At 70.8% G+C, this 15,492-nt stretch carries 21 protein-coding genes; 6 read left to right on the forward strand and 15 right to left on the reverse strand.

Going from position 1 to position 15,492, the window contains the following annotated elements; all coding sequences use genetic code 11:
* Window positions 1-198: 198 nt before the first annotated feature.
* From ACZ7L5_RS41525 to ACZ7L5_RS41535, 3 genes are all read left to right on the forward strand, one after another.
* A complete protein-coding gene (locus ACZ7L5_RS41525; RefSeq protein ID WP_471523832.1) occupies window positions 199-1,326 on the forward strand; it encodes an NADH:flavin oxidoreductase in 1,128 nt (375 codons plus the stop codon).
* A gap of 28 nt (window positions 1,327-1,354) precedes the next feature.
* Complete coding sequence (locus ACZ7L5_RS41530; RefSeq protein WP_471523834.1) at window positions 1,355-2,215, forward strand: metallophosphoesterase family protein; 861 nt, start codon at window positions 1,355-1,357, stop codon at window positions 2,213-2,215.
* Window positions 2,216-2,363: 148 nt separating this feature from the next.
* Complete coding sequence (locus ACZ7L5_RS41535; RefSeq protein ID WP_471523836.1) at window positions 2,364-3,839, forward strand: MFS transporter; 1,476 nt, start codon at window positions 2,364-2,366, stop codon at window positions 3,837-3,839.
* Window positions 3,840-3,849: 10 nt separating this feature from the next.
* Here the strand turns inward: ACZ7L5_RS41535 and ACZ7L5_RS41540 are convergent, their stop codons facing one another.
* From ACZ7L5_RS41540 to ACZ7L5_RS41570, 7 genes are all read right to left on the reverse strand, one after another.
* Window positions 3,850-4,422, reverse strand: coding sequence for a hypothetical protein (locus ACZ7L5_RS41540; protein WP_328880854.1), 573 nt, complete (start codon window positions 4,420-4,422; stop codon window positions 3,850-3,852).
* A gap of 31 nt (window positions 4,423-4,453) precedes the next feature.
* The gene (locus tag ACZ7L5_RS41545) at window positions 4,454-4,705 is read right to left on the reverse strand and encodes a type II toxin-antitoxin system RelE family toxin (protein ID WP_471523838.1); all 252 of its coding nucleotides are present in this window, start codon (window positions 4,703-4,705) and stop codon (window positions 4,454-4,456) included.
* Entirely contained in the window at window positions 4,702-5,031 is a 330-nt protein-coding gene (locus ACZ7L5_RS41550) for a type II toxin-antitoxin system Phd/YefM family antitoxin (RefSeq protein WP_471523840.1), read from the reverse strand. Before ACZ7L5_RS41550 ends, ACZ7L5_RS41545 begins: the two co-directional genes overlap by 4 nt.
* On the reverse strand, window positions 5,028-5,900 hold the full coding sequence (locus ACZ7L5_RS41555; RefSeq protein WP_471523842.1) for a hypothetical protein: 873 nt from the start codon (window positions 5,898-5,900) through the stop codon (window positions 5,028-5,030). The genes ACZ7L5_RS41550 and ACZ7L5_RS41555 overlap by 4 nt, the downstream gene beginning before the upstream one ends.
* A 232-nt stretch (window positions 5,901-6,132) precedes the next feature.
* Window positions 6,133-6,666, reverse strand: a complete 534-nt coding sequence (locus tag ACZ7L5_RS41560; protein ID WP_471523844.1) for a DinB family protein — start codon at window positions 6,664-6,666, stop codon at window positions 6,133-6,135.
* A 26-nt stretch (window positions 6,667-6,692) separates the two neighbouring features.
* Window positions 6,693-6,953, reverse strand: a complete 261-nt coding sequence (locus tag ACZ7L5_RS41565; RefSeq protein ID WP_471523846.1) for a DUF397 domain-containing protein — start codon at window positions 6,951-6,953, stop codon at window positions 6,693-6,695.
* Window positions 6,937-7,776 carry a helix-turn-helix domain-containing protein gene (locus tag ACZ7L5_RS41570; protein ID WP_471523848.1) on the reverse strand — a complete coding sequence of 280 codons (840 nt, stop codon included), beginning with the start codon at window positions 7,774-7,776 and terminating at the stop codon, window positions 6,937-6,939. The genes ACZ7L5_RS41565 and ACZ7L5_RS41570 overlap by 17 nt, the downstream gene beginning before the upstream one ends.
* A gap of 116 nt (window positions 7,777-7,892) precedes the next feature.
* On the opposite strand from ACZ7L5_RS41570, the gene ACZ7L5_RS41575 reads away from it, so the two are divergent.
* The gene (locus ACZ7L5_RS41575; RefSeq protein ID WP_471523850.1) at window positions 7,893-8,282 is read left to right on the forward strand and encodes a hypothetical protein; all 390 of its coding nucleotides are present in this window, start codon (window positions 7,893-7,895) and stop codon (window positions 8,280-8,282) included.
* Between the two features lie 39 nt (window positions 8,283-8,321).
* On the opposite strand, the gene ACZ7L5_RS41580 is transcribed toward ACZ7L5_RS41575, so the two are convergent.
* The 4 genes from ACZ7L5_RS41580 to ACZ7L5_RS41595 all read right to left on the reverse strand — a co-directional run bounded on the left by ACZ7L5_RS41580 (window position 8,322) and on the right by ACZ7L5_RS41595 (window position 11,710).
* Window positions 8,322-8,855, reverse strand: a complete 534-nt coding sequence (locus ACZ7L5_RS41580; protein ID WP_471523852.1) for a DinB family protein — start codon at window positions 8,853-8,855, stop codon at window positions 8,322-8,324.
* Window positions 8,856-8,881: 26 nt separating this feature from the next.
* Complete coding sequence (locus tag ACZ7L5_RS41585) at window positions 8,882-9,745, reverse strand: aldo/keto reductase (RefSeq protein WP_471523854.1); 864 nt, start codon at window positions 9,743-9,745, stop codon at window positions 8,882-8,884.
* 25 nt (window positions 9,746-9,770) lie between these two features.
* Window positions 9,771-10,706 carry an N-acetylmuramic acid 6-phosphate etherase gene (murQ, locus tag ACZ7L5_RS41590; RefSeq protein WP_471523856.1) on the reverse strand — a complete coding sequence of 312 codons (936 nt, stop codon included), beginning with the start codon at window positions 10,704-10,706 and terminating at the stop codon, window positions 9,771-9,773.
* Between the two features lie 83 nt (window positions 10,707-10,789).
* Complete coding sequence (locus ACZ7L5_RS41595; protein ID WP_471523858.1) at window positions 10,790-11,710, reverse strand: MurR/RpiR family transcriptional regulator; 921 nt, start codon at window positions 11,708-11,710, stop codon at window positions 10,790-10,792.
* A 63-nt stretch (window positions 11,711-11,773) separates the two neighbouring features.
* On the opposite strand from ACZ7L5_RS41595, the gene ACZ7L5_RS41600 reads away from it, so the two are divergent.
* Together ACZ7L5_RS41600 and ACZ7L5_RS41605 are read left to right on the forward strand one after the other, a co-directional pair.
* Complete coding sequence (locus tag ACZ7L5_RS41600; RefSeq protein ID WP_471523876.1) at window positions 11,774-12,172, forward strand: hypothetical protein; 399 nt, start codon at window positions 11,774-11,776, stop codon at window positions 12,170-12,172.
* A 4-nt stretch (window positions 12,173-12,176) separates the two neighbouring features.
* Window positions 12,177-12,446 carry a DUF4031 domain-containing protein gene (locus ACZ7L5_RS41605; protein ID WP_365058506.1) on the forward strand — a complete coding sequence of 90 codons (270 nt, stop codon included), beginning with the start codon at window positions 12,177-12,179 and terminating at the stop codon, window positions 12,444-12,446.
* 42 nt (window positions 12,447-12,488) lie between these two features.
* On the opposite strand, the gene ACZ7L5_RS41610 is transcribed toward ACZ7L5_RS41605, so the two are convergent.
* The 4 genes from ACZ7L5_RS41610 to ACZ7L5_RS41625 form a co-directional block, all read right to left on the reverse strand.
* Complete coding sequence (locus ACZ7L5_RS41610) at window positions 12,489-12,962, reverse strand: carboxymuconolactone decarboxylase family protein (RefSeq protein ID WP_471523860.1); 474 nt, start codon at window positions 12,960-12,962, stop codon at window positions 12,489-12,491.
* A 93-nt stretch (window positions 12,963-13,055) separates the two neighbouring features.
* The gene (locus ACZ7L5_RS41615; protein WP_471523862.1) at window positions 13,056-13,487 is read right to left on the reverse strand and encodes a PPOX class F420-dependent oxidoreductase; all 432 of its coding nucleotides are present in this window, start codon (window positions 13,485-13,487) and stop codon (window positions 13,056-13,058) included.
* 40 nt (window positions 13,488-13,527) lie between these two features.
* On the reverse strand, window positions 13,528-14,646 hold the full coding sequence (locus tag ACZ7L5_RS41620) for a GNAT family N-acetyltransferase (RefSeq protein WP_471523864.1): 1,119 nt from the start codon (window positions 14,644-14,646) through the stop codon (window positions 13,528-13,530).
* 27 nt (window positions 14,647-14,673) lie between these two features.
* Complete coding sequence (locus ACZ7L5_RS41625) at window positions 14,674-15,336, reverse strand: HD domain-containing protein (RefSeq protein WP_471523866.1); 663 nt, start codon at window positions 15,334-15,336, stop codon at window positions 14,674-14,676.
* Between the last annotated feature and the right edge of the window lie 156 nt (window positions 15,337-15,492).

A 15,492-nucleotide genomic window follows, 5' to 3' on the forward strand; every position in this document is an offset into this window, starting at 1 on the left:
CCAAACCGCGTCCCCGTTTGTGACAGCCCCCTCCCTGCACGCAGCCGAGCCCGGCCGTGCCGCGCTGTATGTGGCCGGGGTCACTGCCGGAGGGGGCGGGGTGCGGAATAGGCAACCTCTGATGAGCAGTTGCTTAAGGAGGTGCAACAATGCGCGTGCACATACCCGCTGGTCAATGCCTATCGAGGAGCTCCCCACGTGACCGTCACCCAGCCCACCGCCTCCCGTGCGGCCCAGATCCTGTCCCGGCCGACCGTGATCAACGGTCTGACCGTCCCCAACCGCATCGCGATGGCGCCGATGACGCGGATGTTCTCCCCGGGCGGCGTGCCCGGTGAGGACGTCGTGTCGTACTACGCGCGCCGCGCCGCCGCCGGCGTCGGTCTGATCGTCACCGAGGGCACGTACGTCGGGCACGACTCGGCCGGGCAGAGCCACAAGGTGCCGCGGTTCCACGGTGAGGAGCAGCTGGCGGGGTGGGCGAAGGTCGCCGATGCCGTGCACGCGGCGGGCGGCACGATCGTGCCGCAGCTGTGGCACATCGGCATGGTGCGTGAGCAGGGCCAGCCGCCCTACGCCGAGGCCCCCGCCGTCGGCCCCTCGGGCCTGCGCATCGGCGCCGATGAGCCCACCGGAAAGGCGATGACCCAGGGCGACCTCGACGACGTCATCGGCGCGTTCGCCCAGGCCGCCGCGGACGCCGAGCGCATCGGCTTCGACGGCGTGGAGATCCACGGCGCCCACGGCTACCTCGTCGACCAGTTCCTGTGGGGCGGCACCAACCGCCGCACCGACGCGTACGGCGGTGACCCGGTCGCCCGTACGAAGTTCGCCGCGGAGATCGTGGCCGCCGTACGCGAGAAGGTCACCGCGGACTTCCCGGTCATCTTCCGCTACTCGCAGTGGAAGCAGGAGGCCTACGACGCCCGGCTCGCCGAGACCCCCGAGGAGCTGGAGGCCATCCTCGCCCCGCTCGCCGCGGCCGGCGTCGACGCCTTCCACGCCTCCACCCGCCGCTACTGGGTCCCGGAGTTCGACGGCTCCGACCTCAACCTCGCCGGCTGGACGAAGAAGCTGACCGGCAGGCCCACCATCAGCGTCGGTTCGGTCGGCCTGGACGGCGAGTTCCTGGGCGCGTTCGCCGGCCAGGGCTCCGGGGTCAAGGGCATCGACGACCTGCTGGACCGTCTGGAGGCGGAGGAGTTCGACTTCGTCGCCGTCGGCCGGGCGCTGCTCCAGGACCCCGAGTGGGCGGCGAAGGTGCTGGGCGGCCGGTTCGAGGAGCTCGCGCCGTACGACGCGGCGTCGCTGAAGACCCTGAGCTGAGGCCCAACCAGCCGCTACTGTCGGAGAGATGAGGATTCTTCATCTCTCCGACACCCACATCGAGCGGACCGACGCCCCCAACGCATACGGCGTGAATGCCACCGACTCGCTCCGCCTGATGCTCGCCGAGCTGAGGCGTGTGCGGGACGTCGACGCGATCGTCGTCACGGGGGACATCGCGGACGACGGTGCGGTGGAGGCGTATACGGCCGTGCAGGAGCTCGTGGGCGAGTTCGCCCGCGGCCTGGGCGCGCCCGTGTTCTACACCACCGGCAACCATGACGAGCGCGGCGCCTTCGGGAAGGTGTTGGGCAGTGGCCACCCGGAACCGGAAGCGGTTCTGGAGTCCGAGGCGGGGGAGCGGGCGGCCGTGAGCACCGTCGCAGGCCGGCGGTTCGTCACGCTGGACTCGCTGGTGCCGGGGAAGGTGTACGGCCGACTGAGCGCGGCTCAACTCGACTGGCTGAAGGCGGTGTTGAGCACCCCGGCCGAGCAGGGCACCGTTCTCGCCCTCCACCACCCGCCGATCGCCCTCGACATCTCGGCGACCCAGCCGCACTTCGGCCTGCGCGACCCGGCCGAGCTCGCGACGGCGATCCGGGGCAGTGACGTACAGGTCGTCCTGACCGGGCACTACCACCTCCAGCTCCTCGGCTTCCTGGCCGCGGTGCCGGTCTGGGTCACCCCCGGTGTCGTGAACCGCATCGACCTCACGGCGGCGCCCGGCACGGAACGGGTGGTGCGCGGGGCCTCGGCCTCGCTGGTGGAGCTGGGCGGGGCGGACGGGCCACTGTTCCACACCTTCCACGCACGCGATCCCCGGGCGCACGAGACGGTGTACGAGTGGGACGAGGAGCGGACGCGGGCGTTCGTGGAGCGGGGGGCCTGAGCCGGGTGCCCGCCTGACCTGGGTGATCCGAGGCGATCTCGGCGTTCCGGGGCGTGACCTACGTCCCTTGAGTAAGTCAATCAACTGACTTAAGGTTGCCTTGGTCAATTACGTACCTTCACGTTCGTACGCCGACGGAGGCCCCGCCATGTCCCACCCCCCTGCCCCTGCCGCCGAGGCCGGGGGCGGCGCCCCGCCGAGGTCGAACGCCGTGGTGGCGGTGCTGGCCTTCGCCGGGATCGTCGTCTCGCTGATGCAGACCCTGGTCATCCCGATCGTCCCCGAGCTGCCCCGGCTGCTCGACGCCCCGGCGTCGGACACCGCCTGGGCGGTCACGGCGACCCTGCTCGCCGCCGCCGTCGCCACGCCGGTGATGGGGCGGCTCGGCGACATGTACGGCAAGAGGCGGATGCTGCTGGTCAGCGTCGTACTGCTGGTGACCGGTTCCGTGGTCTGTGCCCTGAGCGACGCGCTGGTCCCGATGATCGTCGGACGGGTGCTCCAGGGCCTGGCCTCCGGGGTGATCCCGCTCGGCATCAGCATCATGCGCGACGAACTCCCCGCCGAGCGCCTCGGCTCCGCGACCGCCCTGATGAGCGCCTCCCTCGGCATCGGCGGCGCGCTCGGGCTGCCCGCCGCCGCGCTCATCGCGGACAACTTCGACTGGCACATGTTGTTCTGGACGTCGGCCGGCATGGGTGTCGTGGCGCTGGTGTGCGTGGTGCTGTTCGTGCCCGAGTCGAAGGTGCGCACCGGCGGGCGCTTCGACCTGGTGGGCGGCATAGGCATGGCGGCCGGACTGATCTGCCTGCTCCTCGGCATCTCCAAGGGCGCCGACTGGGGCTGGGCCAGCGGTACGACGCTTGGTCTTTTCGTGGCGGCCGTCGTCGTCCTGGTGGCCTGGGGCTGGTGGGAGCTGCGTACCGAGCAGCCGCTGGTGGATCTGCGGACGACCGCCCGGCGTCAGGTGCTGGTCACCAACCTGGCCTCGATCGCCGTGGGCTTCGCGATGTTCGCGATGAGCCTCGTCATCCCGCAGCTCCTCCAGCTCCCCGCGCAGACCGGCTACGGCCTCGGCAAGTCGATGCTGGTCGCGGGCCTGTGCATGGCTCCGTCGGGCCTGGTCATGATGGCGACGGCCCCGGTGTCGGCGGCCATCTCGCGGGCCAAGGGCCCCAAGGTCACGCTGATGATCGGCGTTCTGATCGTGGCCGTGGGCTACGGCCTCAACATCGTCCTGATGTCCGAGGTCTGGCACTTCGTCCTGGTGGCCTGCATCATCGGCGCCGGCGTCGGCTTCGGCTACGGCTCGATGCCCGCCCTCATCATGAGCGCCGTGCCCGCGTCGGAGACGGCCGCCGCGAACAGCCTCAACACGCTGATGCGTTCCCTCGGTACGTCCACGGCGAGCGCCGTCGCGGGCGTGATCCTCGCCCAGATGACGACGGACCTCGGCGGTTACGCCCTCCCGTCCGAGAGCGGCTTCAAGGTCGTCCTGGCAGTGGGCGCCGGCGCGGCGTTGCTGGCGTTCGTGGTGGCGTCGTTCATTCCGAAGGCGCGGCCGGCTGCCGTCCAAAAGCCCGTGGCGAAGGCGGCAGCGCCGACGGGAGTGACGGCCAAGTAGTGGCTGTCGGCTACAGGTTGCCCAGCGGCTCGATGTCGACCTTCACCGGCGTGCCCCACACGCGCAGCACCTCGTAGTCGGTGAACTCGTGCACGAGCCGGTAGGCCATGGCGGGGCGCGGCCCGCGACGCTGGGCGGTGATGTACAGCTCGGCCTCCCGGCGGTCGCGACGCGGCGTGCCGCACAGCTGCCACTCCTGCCCGTTCCACAGCTCCGGCAGCCAGCGCTGCTGGGGCTGCGGGCGTTCGCCGCGGACGCCGTAACGGGACGGGGCGGTGTCGGGGGAGCGGGGGGCCGCAGGGCCGGTGCCGTTGTACTCGGAGCGGCGGGCCGCGCGGCGGCGGGTCTCGCAGAGCAGACAGAGGTCGGGCGCCGCCTTGTCGACCGGGCCGCCCGGGTGCTCCGGGCAGCGGGTGGTCGGGGCGGCACTGGACACGCTCTCGTCCAGGAGGTCGAGAGCGCGCCGCAGGTCCGCCTTGACCTCGTGCAGCTTGGCATCCGGGGTGGTGGCAGTGAGGGCCTCGCCGTGCTCGCCGAGGAGGCGGAGGGCGCGGCCCAGGGCGGTCAGCTGGGCGTGGTTCATGGGGTGGCTCCGGGGCTTGCGGGGGCCTTGGTCAGGTGCTGCGGCCGACCTTCAGCACGTGGATGGTGATGGTGTCGCCGTCCGGGTGGTAGAGGACACGCCAACTTCCCACATGTAAGCGGTAGTAGCCGGAGGCGCCCAAGGCGCGGGCTGCCTTTGGGCTGGGGTCGTCGCCGAGTGCGCGGACCGCTGCGGCAGTCGCCTTGGCACCGATGGGGTCGGTGGCACGGAGCCGACGGAACTCGTTCATGGCGTGGTGTTCCCACACCACCGTGTAGGTCACGAAGCGACCTCTCGCCGGTCCTCTTCCTCCAGTTGTGCCATGAACTCGTCGTGGATCATCGACGGGCCGGACGGAGCCGCTTCACGCGCCTTCGCTTCGGCGATGTCGGCTTCGTCGCGCAGTCGCTGAAGCTCTTCCAGTTCGCTTATCGGAATGAGGGCGGCGGCGGGCTTGCCGTATTCGGTGATCAGGATGTGTTCCTGGCCGTGTCGGACCCGGCCGACCAGTTGACCGAGCTGGTTGCGGGCTTCCACGAGGGGGTAACGATCCATGGGAAAACTGTACACACCCGCTGGTGTGTGCAGTGGATACCGGGTGTTCGTCACAGGCGTGCCTCCTGTCGGCGTTGGGACATCGCGGCACGGATTTCCGCCGCGTGGGCTTGGATGGCAGCGGCGTGCAGGGGCGCGTTGTCGTGGCCCGGGGCGCGTTCGCCCCGGCACGCGCCGCAGGTGCCGCCCGGCAGGGCCTCCGGACGGCCGGGTACCCCGCACTTCGCGCACTCCAGGATGCGGAGGGGTGGGCGTGGGGCGGCTCTCTCCGGCGGGAGTTTGGTGGTGAGCCGGTTGTGGATCAGGGCCGCCGGGTGGTGGACCGGAGTGGGGAGGCCGGCCGTCAGGGCGCGGCGTACGTCCGCGTCGGTGGCACCTCGGGCGTACCAGTCGGCGACCAGCGGGGCGAGGCGCGCGCAGTCGGCCTCGGAGAGGGAGAGGGCCGGGGTCTCGCGGCCGAGGGCGGCGAGCAGGATGTGTGCGCGGGAGCGAGTCGGGCGGAGGCTGTGGTCCGGGGGCTCCTGCGGTACGTCACCCCGGGTGAACGTCGCCCACCAGTCGTCGGCGCGCGCGGTACGGGTGAACCACGATCGGGTGATCCATCGCGAGCTGCCCTCACCGGTGATCCGTTCGCGGCCGCGGCGCAAGTGACCTGCCCGCTGGAGGTTGTTGAGGGCGGCGCGGAGGGCGCACTGTCCGTACGGCAGCTGCTTGGCCAGCGTTTTCACGGAGATGTCGGCGCCGTCGGGGAGGCGGTCGATGTACGCGGCGATGGCGGCTTCGCGGGGTGGGAGGGTGGCGAAGTCGTGGTTCGTGCGGGGGTGTTGGTCGGGGGCGGAGCGTTTGCCGTAACCCGGGTTGGCCATCGGGTGCGGGGATGCGTGCGCGGGCAGGGAGGCAGCACTAAGCTTGGCTTCAGCCATGCGATCGAACTTGTCCTTCGATCTCGTAGGTCAAGCCCCCGCAGGTGTTGGTAGCACCTGGCGGGGGCTGTTCGTTATGCGGGCACGCTAGACGATCGTCACCGTGCGTGGCAAACCGGATGCGTCAAGTCAACTCGCCGGGTGGGAGGGTGGGTTGAGGCCCTCCAACCATTCCTTGAAAAAGAGGGCTCGGGGCTCGTCGCTTGAGCTTCGGGGTGGATGGATCGGTGAGTCAGCCCATGCTCTTCTGGCCGTCGAGGGCCTCGCGGATGATGTCGGCGTGACCGGCGTGCTGAGCCGTCTCCGCGATGATGTGCAGCAGCACCCTGCGGACCGACATTCGAGCTCCGGGCTCAGTCCAGGGAGCCTTGGGCAGCGGATGGGTGACGTTCAGGTCGGGCAGGGCGGCGACCAACTCGTCTGTCCGGTGGGCCACTTCCTCGTACGCCGCCAGTACGCCTTCCAGCGTCTCGCCGGGCAGCATCCGGAACTCGTCGGCCCGCTTGGCCCAGTCGGCCTCGGTCATGGCGGTGAAGTCGGGCATCGCCGACGGGCCGTCCAGGATGAAGTCCGCCCAGTGCCGCTCCACCGACGTGACGTGCTTGACCAGGCCGCCGAGGCACAGCTCGCTGGCCGTGGTCCGCTGTCCCGCCTGGTCGTCGGTGAGGTCGCGGGTGGTGAAGCGCAGGAAGTGCCGGTGCTTGGCCAGCGCCTCCAGGAGGTCGGCGCGCTCGTCGGTGACGGTGTTGCTCGTGGTCTCCATCATGAGACCTACCGTAGGAACCCTCTAGGTCAGTTTCTGACCGCGTTGACGAACGCCGCCCAGGCGGAGGCTCGGAACACGAGCTTCGGGCCGTGGGGGTTCTTGGAGTCGCGGACGGGGATGAGCGCGGGGTGGCCGGCGGCTACTTCGAGGCAGTCGCCGCCATCCCCGCCGCTGTACGTCGACTTACGCCAGTGGGCGACCTCCAGGCAGTCTCCGCCGCTGCCGCCGCTATAGCTGGACTTGTGCCAGGTGGCGGTGCTCAGGTCGTAGTCAGGCAAGTTCCTCATGGGCGTAATCCTGCGCCAACGCCTCGATCAAGGCTAGGGACTTCTGCGGCGAGAGCGCGGAGGCTGTGAGGAGTTCGAAAGTGAACCTCAGTCGGGCGACGGTGGCGGGGTCGTCCTCCAGCCGCCCGGAGCCGACCCCCTCGAAGTAGCCAAGCGGAGGGGCGTCCTCGAAGTCCATCAGTTTCAGGGAGCCCTCCATCGCCGTGTGCTCTCCCGCGCTGAACGGCAGCACCTGCATGATGACCCGGCCCCGTCGGGCCAGGTCCGCGACGTGACGCAGGACTTCCGCCATCACCACTCGGCCGCCAGTCACTCTGCGCAGCGCCGCCTCGTCAAGCACCGCCCACAACACCGGCTTTGTTGGATCGTCGAGTAGACGGGTCCGCGCCATCCGGGCTTCCACCCGCTCGTGGATGGTCTCCTCCGGTGCCGTCGGGCCGTACGCGCGTGTTACAGCCCGTGCGTACGCAGGCGTCTGGAGCAGCCCCGGGACAAGCATCGGCGCATACTGCCGGATCGCCACAGCCCCCGCCTCCGCCTCCGCCGCCTCCGCGAAGTGCTCGGGATAGCGGGACTTGGCCGTGGCCTTGCAGTTCCGCTGGAAGAAATCCCCCGTCCCCAGCGCCTCGTCCAGCACCCGCGCCTGTTCCGGCTGTATCCGCCGCGTCCCGGCCTCCAGCTGGCCGACGAACGAGCCGCTCGCGAAGAGCCGTTGACCCAGCTGTTCCTGGCTCAGCCCTGCCTTCTCTCGCGCATGGCGCAGCTCCGCTCCCAGCAGCGCGCGCGGCGATGACGACGGGTCGAGCTCCTTCGGTCCTGGCATGTGCAACTCCCGTTCCACCGGACGTGGTTGTTGGGACGCCCCGTATGGCCAGGTTAGGCACGCAACCGACACGCTGTGTTGCGAATCGCAAACTCAGCGTGGACGTGGAGGCAAGTGTGCGGTCGACCGAAGAAGTCGTGGTGTCCCTGCGGGAGGCCCTGGTGGGCGCCGGGGTCGTGCTGCCGTCTCTGTGCGTGGATCCGGTGACGGGCGCCGGTGACGAGGCGTTCCCGCTGGTCGATCTCGGGCGCTGCAATGTCCGTGTCGCCGAGAAGCTCGCCTCCGTGGTGCGTGGGGAGCGGCCGGTCGTCGGCAGTCATGCCGTGGACGCGCGGGACGGACGTATCGGCGAGGTCAGGGGGCACGTGGGCGGCAGGGTGCAGTTGCGGCCCGTCGGGGGCGGGCGGGAGTGGGACTGTCCCATGGAGGAGCTGGAGGCCGCACCGCGGGCGGAGGTGTTGCGTGCGCAGGTTCAGAGCGTCAACCGGGAGGGCCGGATGCCCTGAACCAGCCGCGGTGCGACCACGTACACGTACCCGGTTCGGTCAGCCCATGCTCTTCTGGCCGTCGAGCGACTCCCGGATGATGTCCGCGTGGCCGGCGTGCTGGGCCGTTTCGGCGATGATGTGCAGCAGCACCCTGCGGGCCGACCAGCGGGCGCCGTGCTCGAACCACGGGGCCTTGGGGAGCGGGTGGGAGGCGTTCAGGTCGGCGAGCTTGGCGACCAGCTCGTCGGTGCGGTGGGCCACTTCCTCGTACGCCGCCAGTACGCCTTCCAGCGTCTCGCCGGGCAGCATGCGGAAGTCGTCCGCCCGTCGGGCGTAGTCGGCCTCGGTCATCGAGTCGAAGTCGGGCATCGCCGACGTCCCCTGCTCGATGAAGTTCGCCCAGCCCCGTTCCGTCGACGTGACGTGCTTGATCAGGCCGCCGAGGCACAGCTCGCTGGCCGTGGTCCGCTGTCCCGCCTGTTCGTCGGTGAGGTCGCGGGTGGTGAAGCGCAGGAAGTACCGCTGCTTGGCCAGCGCCTCCAGGAGGTCGGCGCGCTCGTCGGTGACGGTGTTGTTCGTGGTCTCGGTCATGGGACTCACGTTAGGAACCAATTAGGTCAGGTACTGTCCGCCTTGCCGAATGGAGCAGACTTCCGCGTCAGACGGTCGTACTGGTCCTGGGTGAGCCGTACGGCGGCGGCGCCGACGTTCTCCTCCAGGTGCGCGAGGCTGCTCGTGCCAGGGATGGGGACGACCACCGGGGAGTGGGCGAGGAGCCAGGCGAGGACGACCTGCGTCGGCGTGGCGTCCAGTTCCTTTGCCACCGCGGCGATTTCGGTTGTCGCCCCCGACTGTCCGGCGGCGACCGGCCGCCACGGCAGGAAGGCGATGCCCGCCGCCTCGCAGGCCGTGAGCACGGGCTCGTGCTCACGGTCGAGGAGGTTGTAGCGGTTCTGGACACTCGCGATCTCCGTGACCGCGCGCGCCTCGGCGAGTTCGGCGACGCTCACCTCGGACAGGCCGATCCGGCCGATCTTGCCCTCGTCGCGCAGGTCGCGCAGGGCGCCGAGCTGGTCGGGGAGGGGCACACCGGGGTCCAGGCGGTGCATCTGGAGCAGCTCGATGCGGTCGAGGCGGAGGCGGCGAAGGGCCTCGTCGACCTGGTCGCGCAGGTCGGCGGGTGCGCCCGCGTGCCGCCAGCCCTCGCCCGAGGTGGTGTGGCGGATGCCGACCTTCGTGGCGATCACGAGGTCGGCCGGGTACGGGTGGAGCGCCTCGGCGAGGAGGTCCTCGTTGGCGCCCCAGCCGTACAGGTGCGCCGTGTCGATCAGTGTGACGCCGAGTTCGACCGCCCGCCGGGCGACCGCGACGCACGCGGCGCGTTCCTCTGCGGTCTCCGACCCCAGACGCATGGCCCCGAATCCGAGACGCCGTACTTCCAGATCCCCGCCGATGCTGAATGTGGTCGCCGGTGCCGTCATACGGCCACGCTAACAGGGGAGTTGGTCAGTTTCCGGCTGTTCTCAGCGCCGCACGCAGATGACCGTCGGCCTTTGCCAGGAGTCCGGTCGCGGTGGGACCGTCCACGTCCGCCAGGAGGATCAGGATCGCCGTCTTCACCTCGCCGCCCGCCTCGGTCAGGGCACGCTCGATGTCGGTGTCGTCGGCGCCCGTGGCCAGGGCGACGATGCGGCGGGAGCGGGCCCGTAGCTTGTCGTTGGAGGCGCGGACGTCGACCATCAGGTTTCCGTAGGTCTTGCCCAGGCGGATCATCGTGATCGTCGAGAGCATGTTGAGGACCAGCTTCTGGGCCGTGCCGGCCTTCAGGCGTGTCGATCCGGTGAGGAGTTCCGGGCCCGCGACGATCTCGATGCCGTGCTCGGCGGCCGCCGCCAGGGCGCTGTCCGGGTTGCAGGACAGGCCGATCGTCAATGCGCCCTGCTTGCGTGCGTGTTCGACCGCGCCGATCGCGTACGGCGTGCGCCCGGAGGCGGAGATGCCGACCACCGTGTCGGTGGGCGTGAGCACGAGGGCGTCGAGGTCGGTGCGGGCCAGGTCCTTGGAGTCCTCGGCGCCCTCGATCGAGGTGACCATCGCCTCGGGGCCGCCCGCGATGAGGCCGACGACCTGGGAGGGGTCGGTGTTGAAGGTGGGCGGGCACTCGGAGGCGTCGAGCACGCCGAGGCGGCCGGCGGTGCCCGCGCCCGCGTAGATGAGGCGACCGCCCCGGGCCATCCGTTCCGCGATGGCGTCGATGGCGGCGGCGATCTGGGGGAGGCGCTGTGCGACGGCGGTGGGTACGGCCGCGTCCTCGCCGTTCATGAGCCGGGCGATGTCGAGGGTGGGGAGACGGTCGATCTCGGCGAGCTCGGGGCGGAACGCCTCGGTGGTCAGGGTCTCCAACTCGGCGCGGAGATCACGGGGGTTGGATGGAGAGGTCATGGCGGAGGCGGCTCTTTCCAGTTTCCGTTGTGCTGTCCGGCCCGGAGGAAATGGGGCGGGGGACCGACCGTCGGGCCTGCGGTCTATCTGCGGTGCCGATGCGCCAGCGCCTCGTACGACGCGGCCAGCGCGGGCGCAGCCGTGTCGTACGTCCGCTGCGCCACCCCCACGAACAGACAGTCCACGACAAGCAGCTGACTGGTCCGGGACGACATCGCGGCCGGCCGCAGCTCGCTCTCCCGCGCCGTGGACGTCGTAAGGATGTGATCGGCGTACTGGGTGACGGCCCCGTCCGGACGCCCGGTGATCGCGACGGTCGTCGCCCCGTGCTCGAACGCCACCCGCAGCGGCTCGATGACGTCCCCGGTCGACCCGGAGTGGGTGATGGCTATCGCCACGTCACCCGCGCGCAGCTGGACCGCGTTCGTCACGGCGAGGTGCGGGTCGCTGTGCGCGTGGGCTATGAGCCCTATGCGCAGCAGCTTCTGGACGAGGTCCTGGGCGACCAGCCCGGACGCCCCGACGCCGTACACGTCGATCCGGCGGGCGGCGGCGGCAGCCGATACGGCCGCTCCCAGCTGGGCGGTGTCGAGGCCGGCGGCCGTGTCGGCGAGGGTCTGCTGCTCGTCGTAGGCGAGCTTCGCCACCACGTCGGCGATCGGGTCGTCCACCGCGATGTCGGTCGTTATGGCGGGGGAGCGGCCCGACTGCTGCTGGGCGGCGAGGCCGGCCAGGGCGAGGCGCAGATCGCGGTAGCCGGGGTAGCCGAGGAGACGGGCGGTGCGCACGACGGTGGCTTCGCTGGTGCCGGTGAGTTCGGCGAGGCCGGTGACCGTGAGGGCCGCGCAGCCCGCCGGGTCGCTTGCGACCGCTTCGGCGACGCGCTGCATGGAGCGGGTCATCGACGGGGCGAGCGTGCGCACCTTGGCCGCGAGGGCGGCGGGCGCCGGGGCCGGACCGGTCGGTCCCGCGCGGCCGAAAGTTTCCTTCACGTCATTGGTCACCTTTGAAAAATATTTCCACCCCGTGCCGTGGTCAAGAGTGCGCACAATAGGACCATGGAACCCATCAGTCCGCTCAGTCCGCTGGAACAGGCGCTGCACACGGCCCGCGCCCTCGTGCTCGCCGACCTGGTCGCGGGCGAGGTCGCCGAGGCGGATGTCGTGTCGCTGGTCGAGGAGGCGGTCGTGCAGCGGCGCTGGTGGGTCGAGCAGTGGCCGGACGGCGTGGAGTTCGTGGCCGGACTGGTCGCCCAGGACGTGCAGGACGCGCTGCTGGACCGGTTCGGGCGCTGGCCGCTGTGCCCGGTGTGCGGCGCCGGTGACCCGCACGCGCTGGAGGTCGAGCCGGAGCTGGGGCCCGATCCGTACTGGGTGTGCCACAAGGCGGGCGTGAGGGTCGCGGCGGTCGGATCGCTGGGGGCGTCCGGCACGGGCGGGGCGCAGCCCTCGGGAGAGAGCGCGTGACGCCGTGACGATCTACATCGACCCGCCGACCTGGCCCGGACACGGGCGGATGTGGTCGCACCTCGTGAGCGACCTGTCGTACGACGAACTGCACACGTTCGCCGACGGGTTGGGCGTACCGCGGCGGGCCTTCGAGCGGGACCACTACGACGTCCCGTCCCACCGCTATGCCGATGCGGTGCGGGCGGGTGCCGTCGAGGTCAGCAGCCGTGAGGTGGTGCGGCTGTTGCAGGGGGCGGGGTTGCGCAGGCCGAAGGGGCGGGAGGCGGGCTGACGCCGCTTCCTGACGCCCCCTCGGCTCCGGACGCGCTCCCGGCTAGGCGAACTGGCCGGGCTGGTAGTCGCCGGCCGGCTGCTGGATGAGGACGTTCATCCGGTTGAAGGCGTTGATGAGGCCGATCAAGAACACCAGGGAGGCGAGCTGCTCCTCGTCGTAGTGCTTGGCCGCGTTCTCCCAGACCTCGTCCGAGACCCCGCCGGCCGCGTCGGCGATGCGCGTGCCCTCCTCCGCCAGCTCAAGGGCGGCGCGCTCGGCCTCGGTGAAGCAGCTGGCCTCGCGCCAGGCCGCGACCATATTGAGGCGCAGCCAGTCCTCTCCCGCGGCGACGGCGTCCTTGCTGTGCATGTCGGTGCAGAAGCCGCAGCCGTTGATCTGGCTGGCGCGGAGCGTCACCAGGTGCTGGGTGGTGACGGGCAGAGTCGAGTCGTGCACCACCTTGCTGGCCGAGGTGATGTGCTTGATGACCTTGCCGGCGCTGGGGATTGCGAAGATGTTCAGTCGGGCGCTCATGGCCAACTCCCTTGCCGTTCGTCGGTGGTTACACAGCTATGACGGACCGGCTCGGCGCCATGTGACATGAGTGGATGTGACCTGAGTCACGGCCTACGGGTTCGGGGTGGAGTGCTCGGCTCGACGCATGGGGTACCAGGACTCCCCGGCGGGCCGGGGCGGGTCCGACAGGTTCCAGCTCCATGAGAGCGTCGGCGTGATGCGCAGGTAGTGGCCAGGACCCACCATGCCGACCCGCTCCACGGGACCGTCCGCGACGCCGTACACCCGGATGCCGCGGGCGATGAACGGCTCGACGGAGACCATGTCGTCCACGACGAACGCCACCTTCTCGCGGCCACGGGCGACATTGCGGAACTTGCGCGTGCCGAGAACCTCCTCGCCGGGGCCGCCCACCCAGAAATGGGTGCCGTCGAACTCCAGGGCCACCGGGACCACGTCGGGCTGCTCGTCCGCGCAGAGGCTGGCCAGCCGGGCGAGCGGGTTCGTGGTGAGGTAGGCGATCTCCTCGGCGGTGAACGACATGGCGGCTCCCTGCGACGGTGCGGGTCGGCTCCGCCCCAGGCTAGGCCGCCCCGGGATGCCCGCGGCGGACGTAGAGCCGCAGGGAGTCGTCCATGTCGTGCTGCTCCCGTGCCGCCCGCTCCTCCTCGACGGTCGTGCGTACGTATCCGGCGCGGGCGACGACGCGCTGTGACGGGGCGTTCTCGGCGTCGATCGCCGCGCAGAGGAGGCGTACGTCGTCCCGGGCCAGGGCCCATTCCGACAGCGCGCTCAGCGCCTCGCTCGCGTAGCCGCGTCCGCGGACGCCCTCCACGAGGTCGTAGCCGACCTCCGCCGTGCCCTCCTCGTCGGGGACGCCGTGAAAGCCGATGCCGCCGACAGCGAGATCGTCCTCCCTCCGCACGAGGACGAACAGGCCGAACTCGGGGCGGTGCACCCCCTCCTCGTACGCCTTCGAGATCATCCCGGCAGCTTCCCGCGTCCCCTCGAAGGGGCCGCCCACGACCCACGTGAACCCGCCGTCGCCGCCCGCGCCCAGGTCGGCGGCGGACGCGGGGGTGACGCCCTGGAGAGTGAGGCGGTCGGTGGGCAGGACGAGGTTGTTGCGCCAGCGCCACTCGGTGACCGGGGCACGGCCGGGCAGGTCGCCACGGCCGGTGGCCCAGAGCAGGGTGCGCCAGGGGTCGGGGCCGGGCCGGACATGCGGAAAGATCGTCGTGATGACGAACCCGGCCAGTTCGGCGGGCGGTTCGTACGCCACCCCGAGCCCCTCGGCGATGTCGTGCGTGTGCAGCAGCACTTCGGCGACGCCCATCGCCGCGAAGCCCTCGCGGTTCGCGCTGCGGAAGGGGTACGGGTGGAAGGCGCGGACCTCCCGCGGGGCGGTGCGCACGGCTGCGGTGAGGAGGGCGCCGGTCGTCTCGATGACGTGGATCAGCCCTTCGTTGCGGGTGCCCTCGTCGAGGGTGATCTCGAAGGGGACGTAGTCGTCCTGGGCGCGGCCGGCCAGGTTGGCGGCGTACGCGATCAGGTCCTCGGCGATGTGGAACGCCGTGTTGTGGCAACTCCACTCCAGCCGGCCGGCCTTCACCCCGGTCCAGTCCCGGTCCACCGCCGTCCGCAGCAGCGCCACGCTGCTCGCCACGGCTTCCTGTACGCGTTCCCCGCCCATGTCTCGCATGCCGTGCAGGCTACGGCGGCGGCGTCGTCAGAGCGACAGCATTTCCAGCTCGGAGGCGAGGTTGTAGCGGGCGGTTGCCTCCCACTTCTCCTTCCCGTGCGGCGTGCTGAACAGGCTTGGCAGGTCCAGGAGTTGGCGCAGGATCGCGGCGCGGCCCTCGCGGAAGGCGTCGTTCGGGACGAAGTGGTACTCCTCGCGGACGGCTGCCGTGTACGCGGCGTACGCGGACGGCGGCGCCGCGAGGATCGCGAGGTCGGCGTCGCACAGGACCTGGCCGTCGGGGTCGTCCGGTGCGGGGTCGTGCGTGACGGTGAGCCGGACCAGACGGGCCACCTCGGCGGTGCGCTCCGCGGGGACGTCGGCTTCCGTGAGGGCGCGTTCGGCGAGGCGGGCCGAGCGCTCCTCGTTCTCCGAGCGGTCGGGGAAGTACACCGCGTCGTGGAACCAGGCGGCGAGCCGCACGACGTCCGGGTCGTCGGCGTGTCCTGCCAACTCGTCGATGCGGTCCAGGACCGCGGTGAGGTGGGTGAGCGTGTGGTAGCGCCGCTGCGGTTCCTGCCAGCGGGTGAGGAGGTTGTCGGCGTAGGGGGTGGGGTCGGGGGTGGTGGAGGGGGAGCGGGTTGCGTCGAGGGCTTGGGCGAAGCGGGTGCGGAGGGTGTTGAGGGCGGCGGGGGTGTGGAGGTCGGCCATGGGGTCATTGTCGCGGGGGTGGCGGGGATTGCCTGGGGGGTGGGGGGTTTCGGGGGTGTGGGGGGGGCGGCGGTCGGTGTCGGGTGCGGGTGGGCGGGGGCTGGTCGCGCAGTTCCCCGCGCCCATGGGTAGTCGCGTCTGTGGTTGTGGGCGGTC

It is taken from the genome of Streptomyces sp. NPDC107528 (assembly GCF_055639295.1).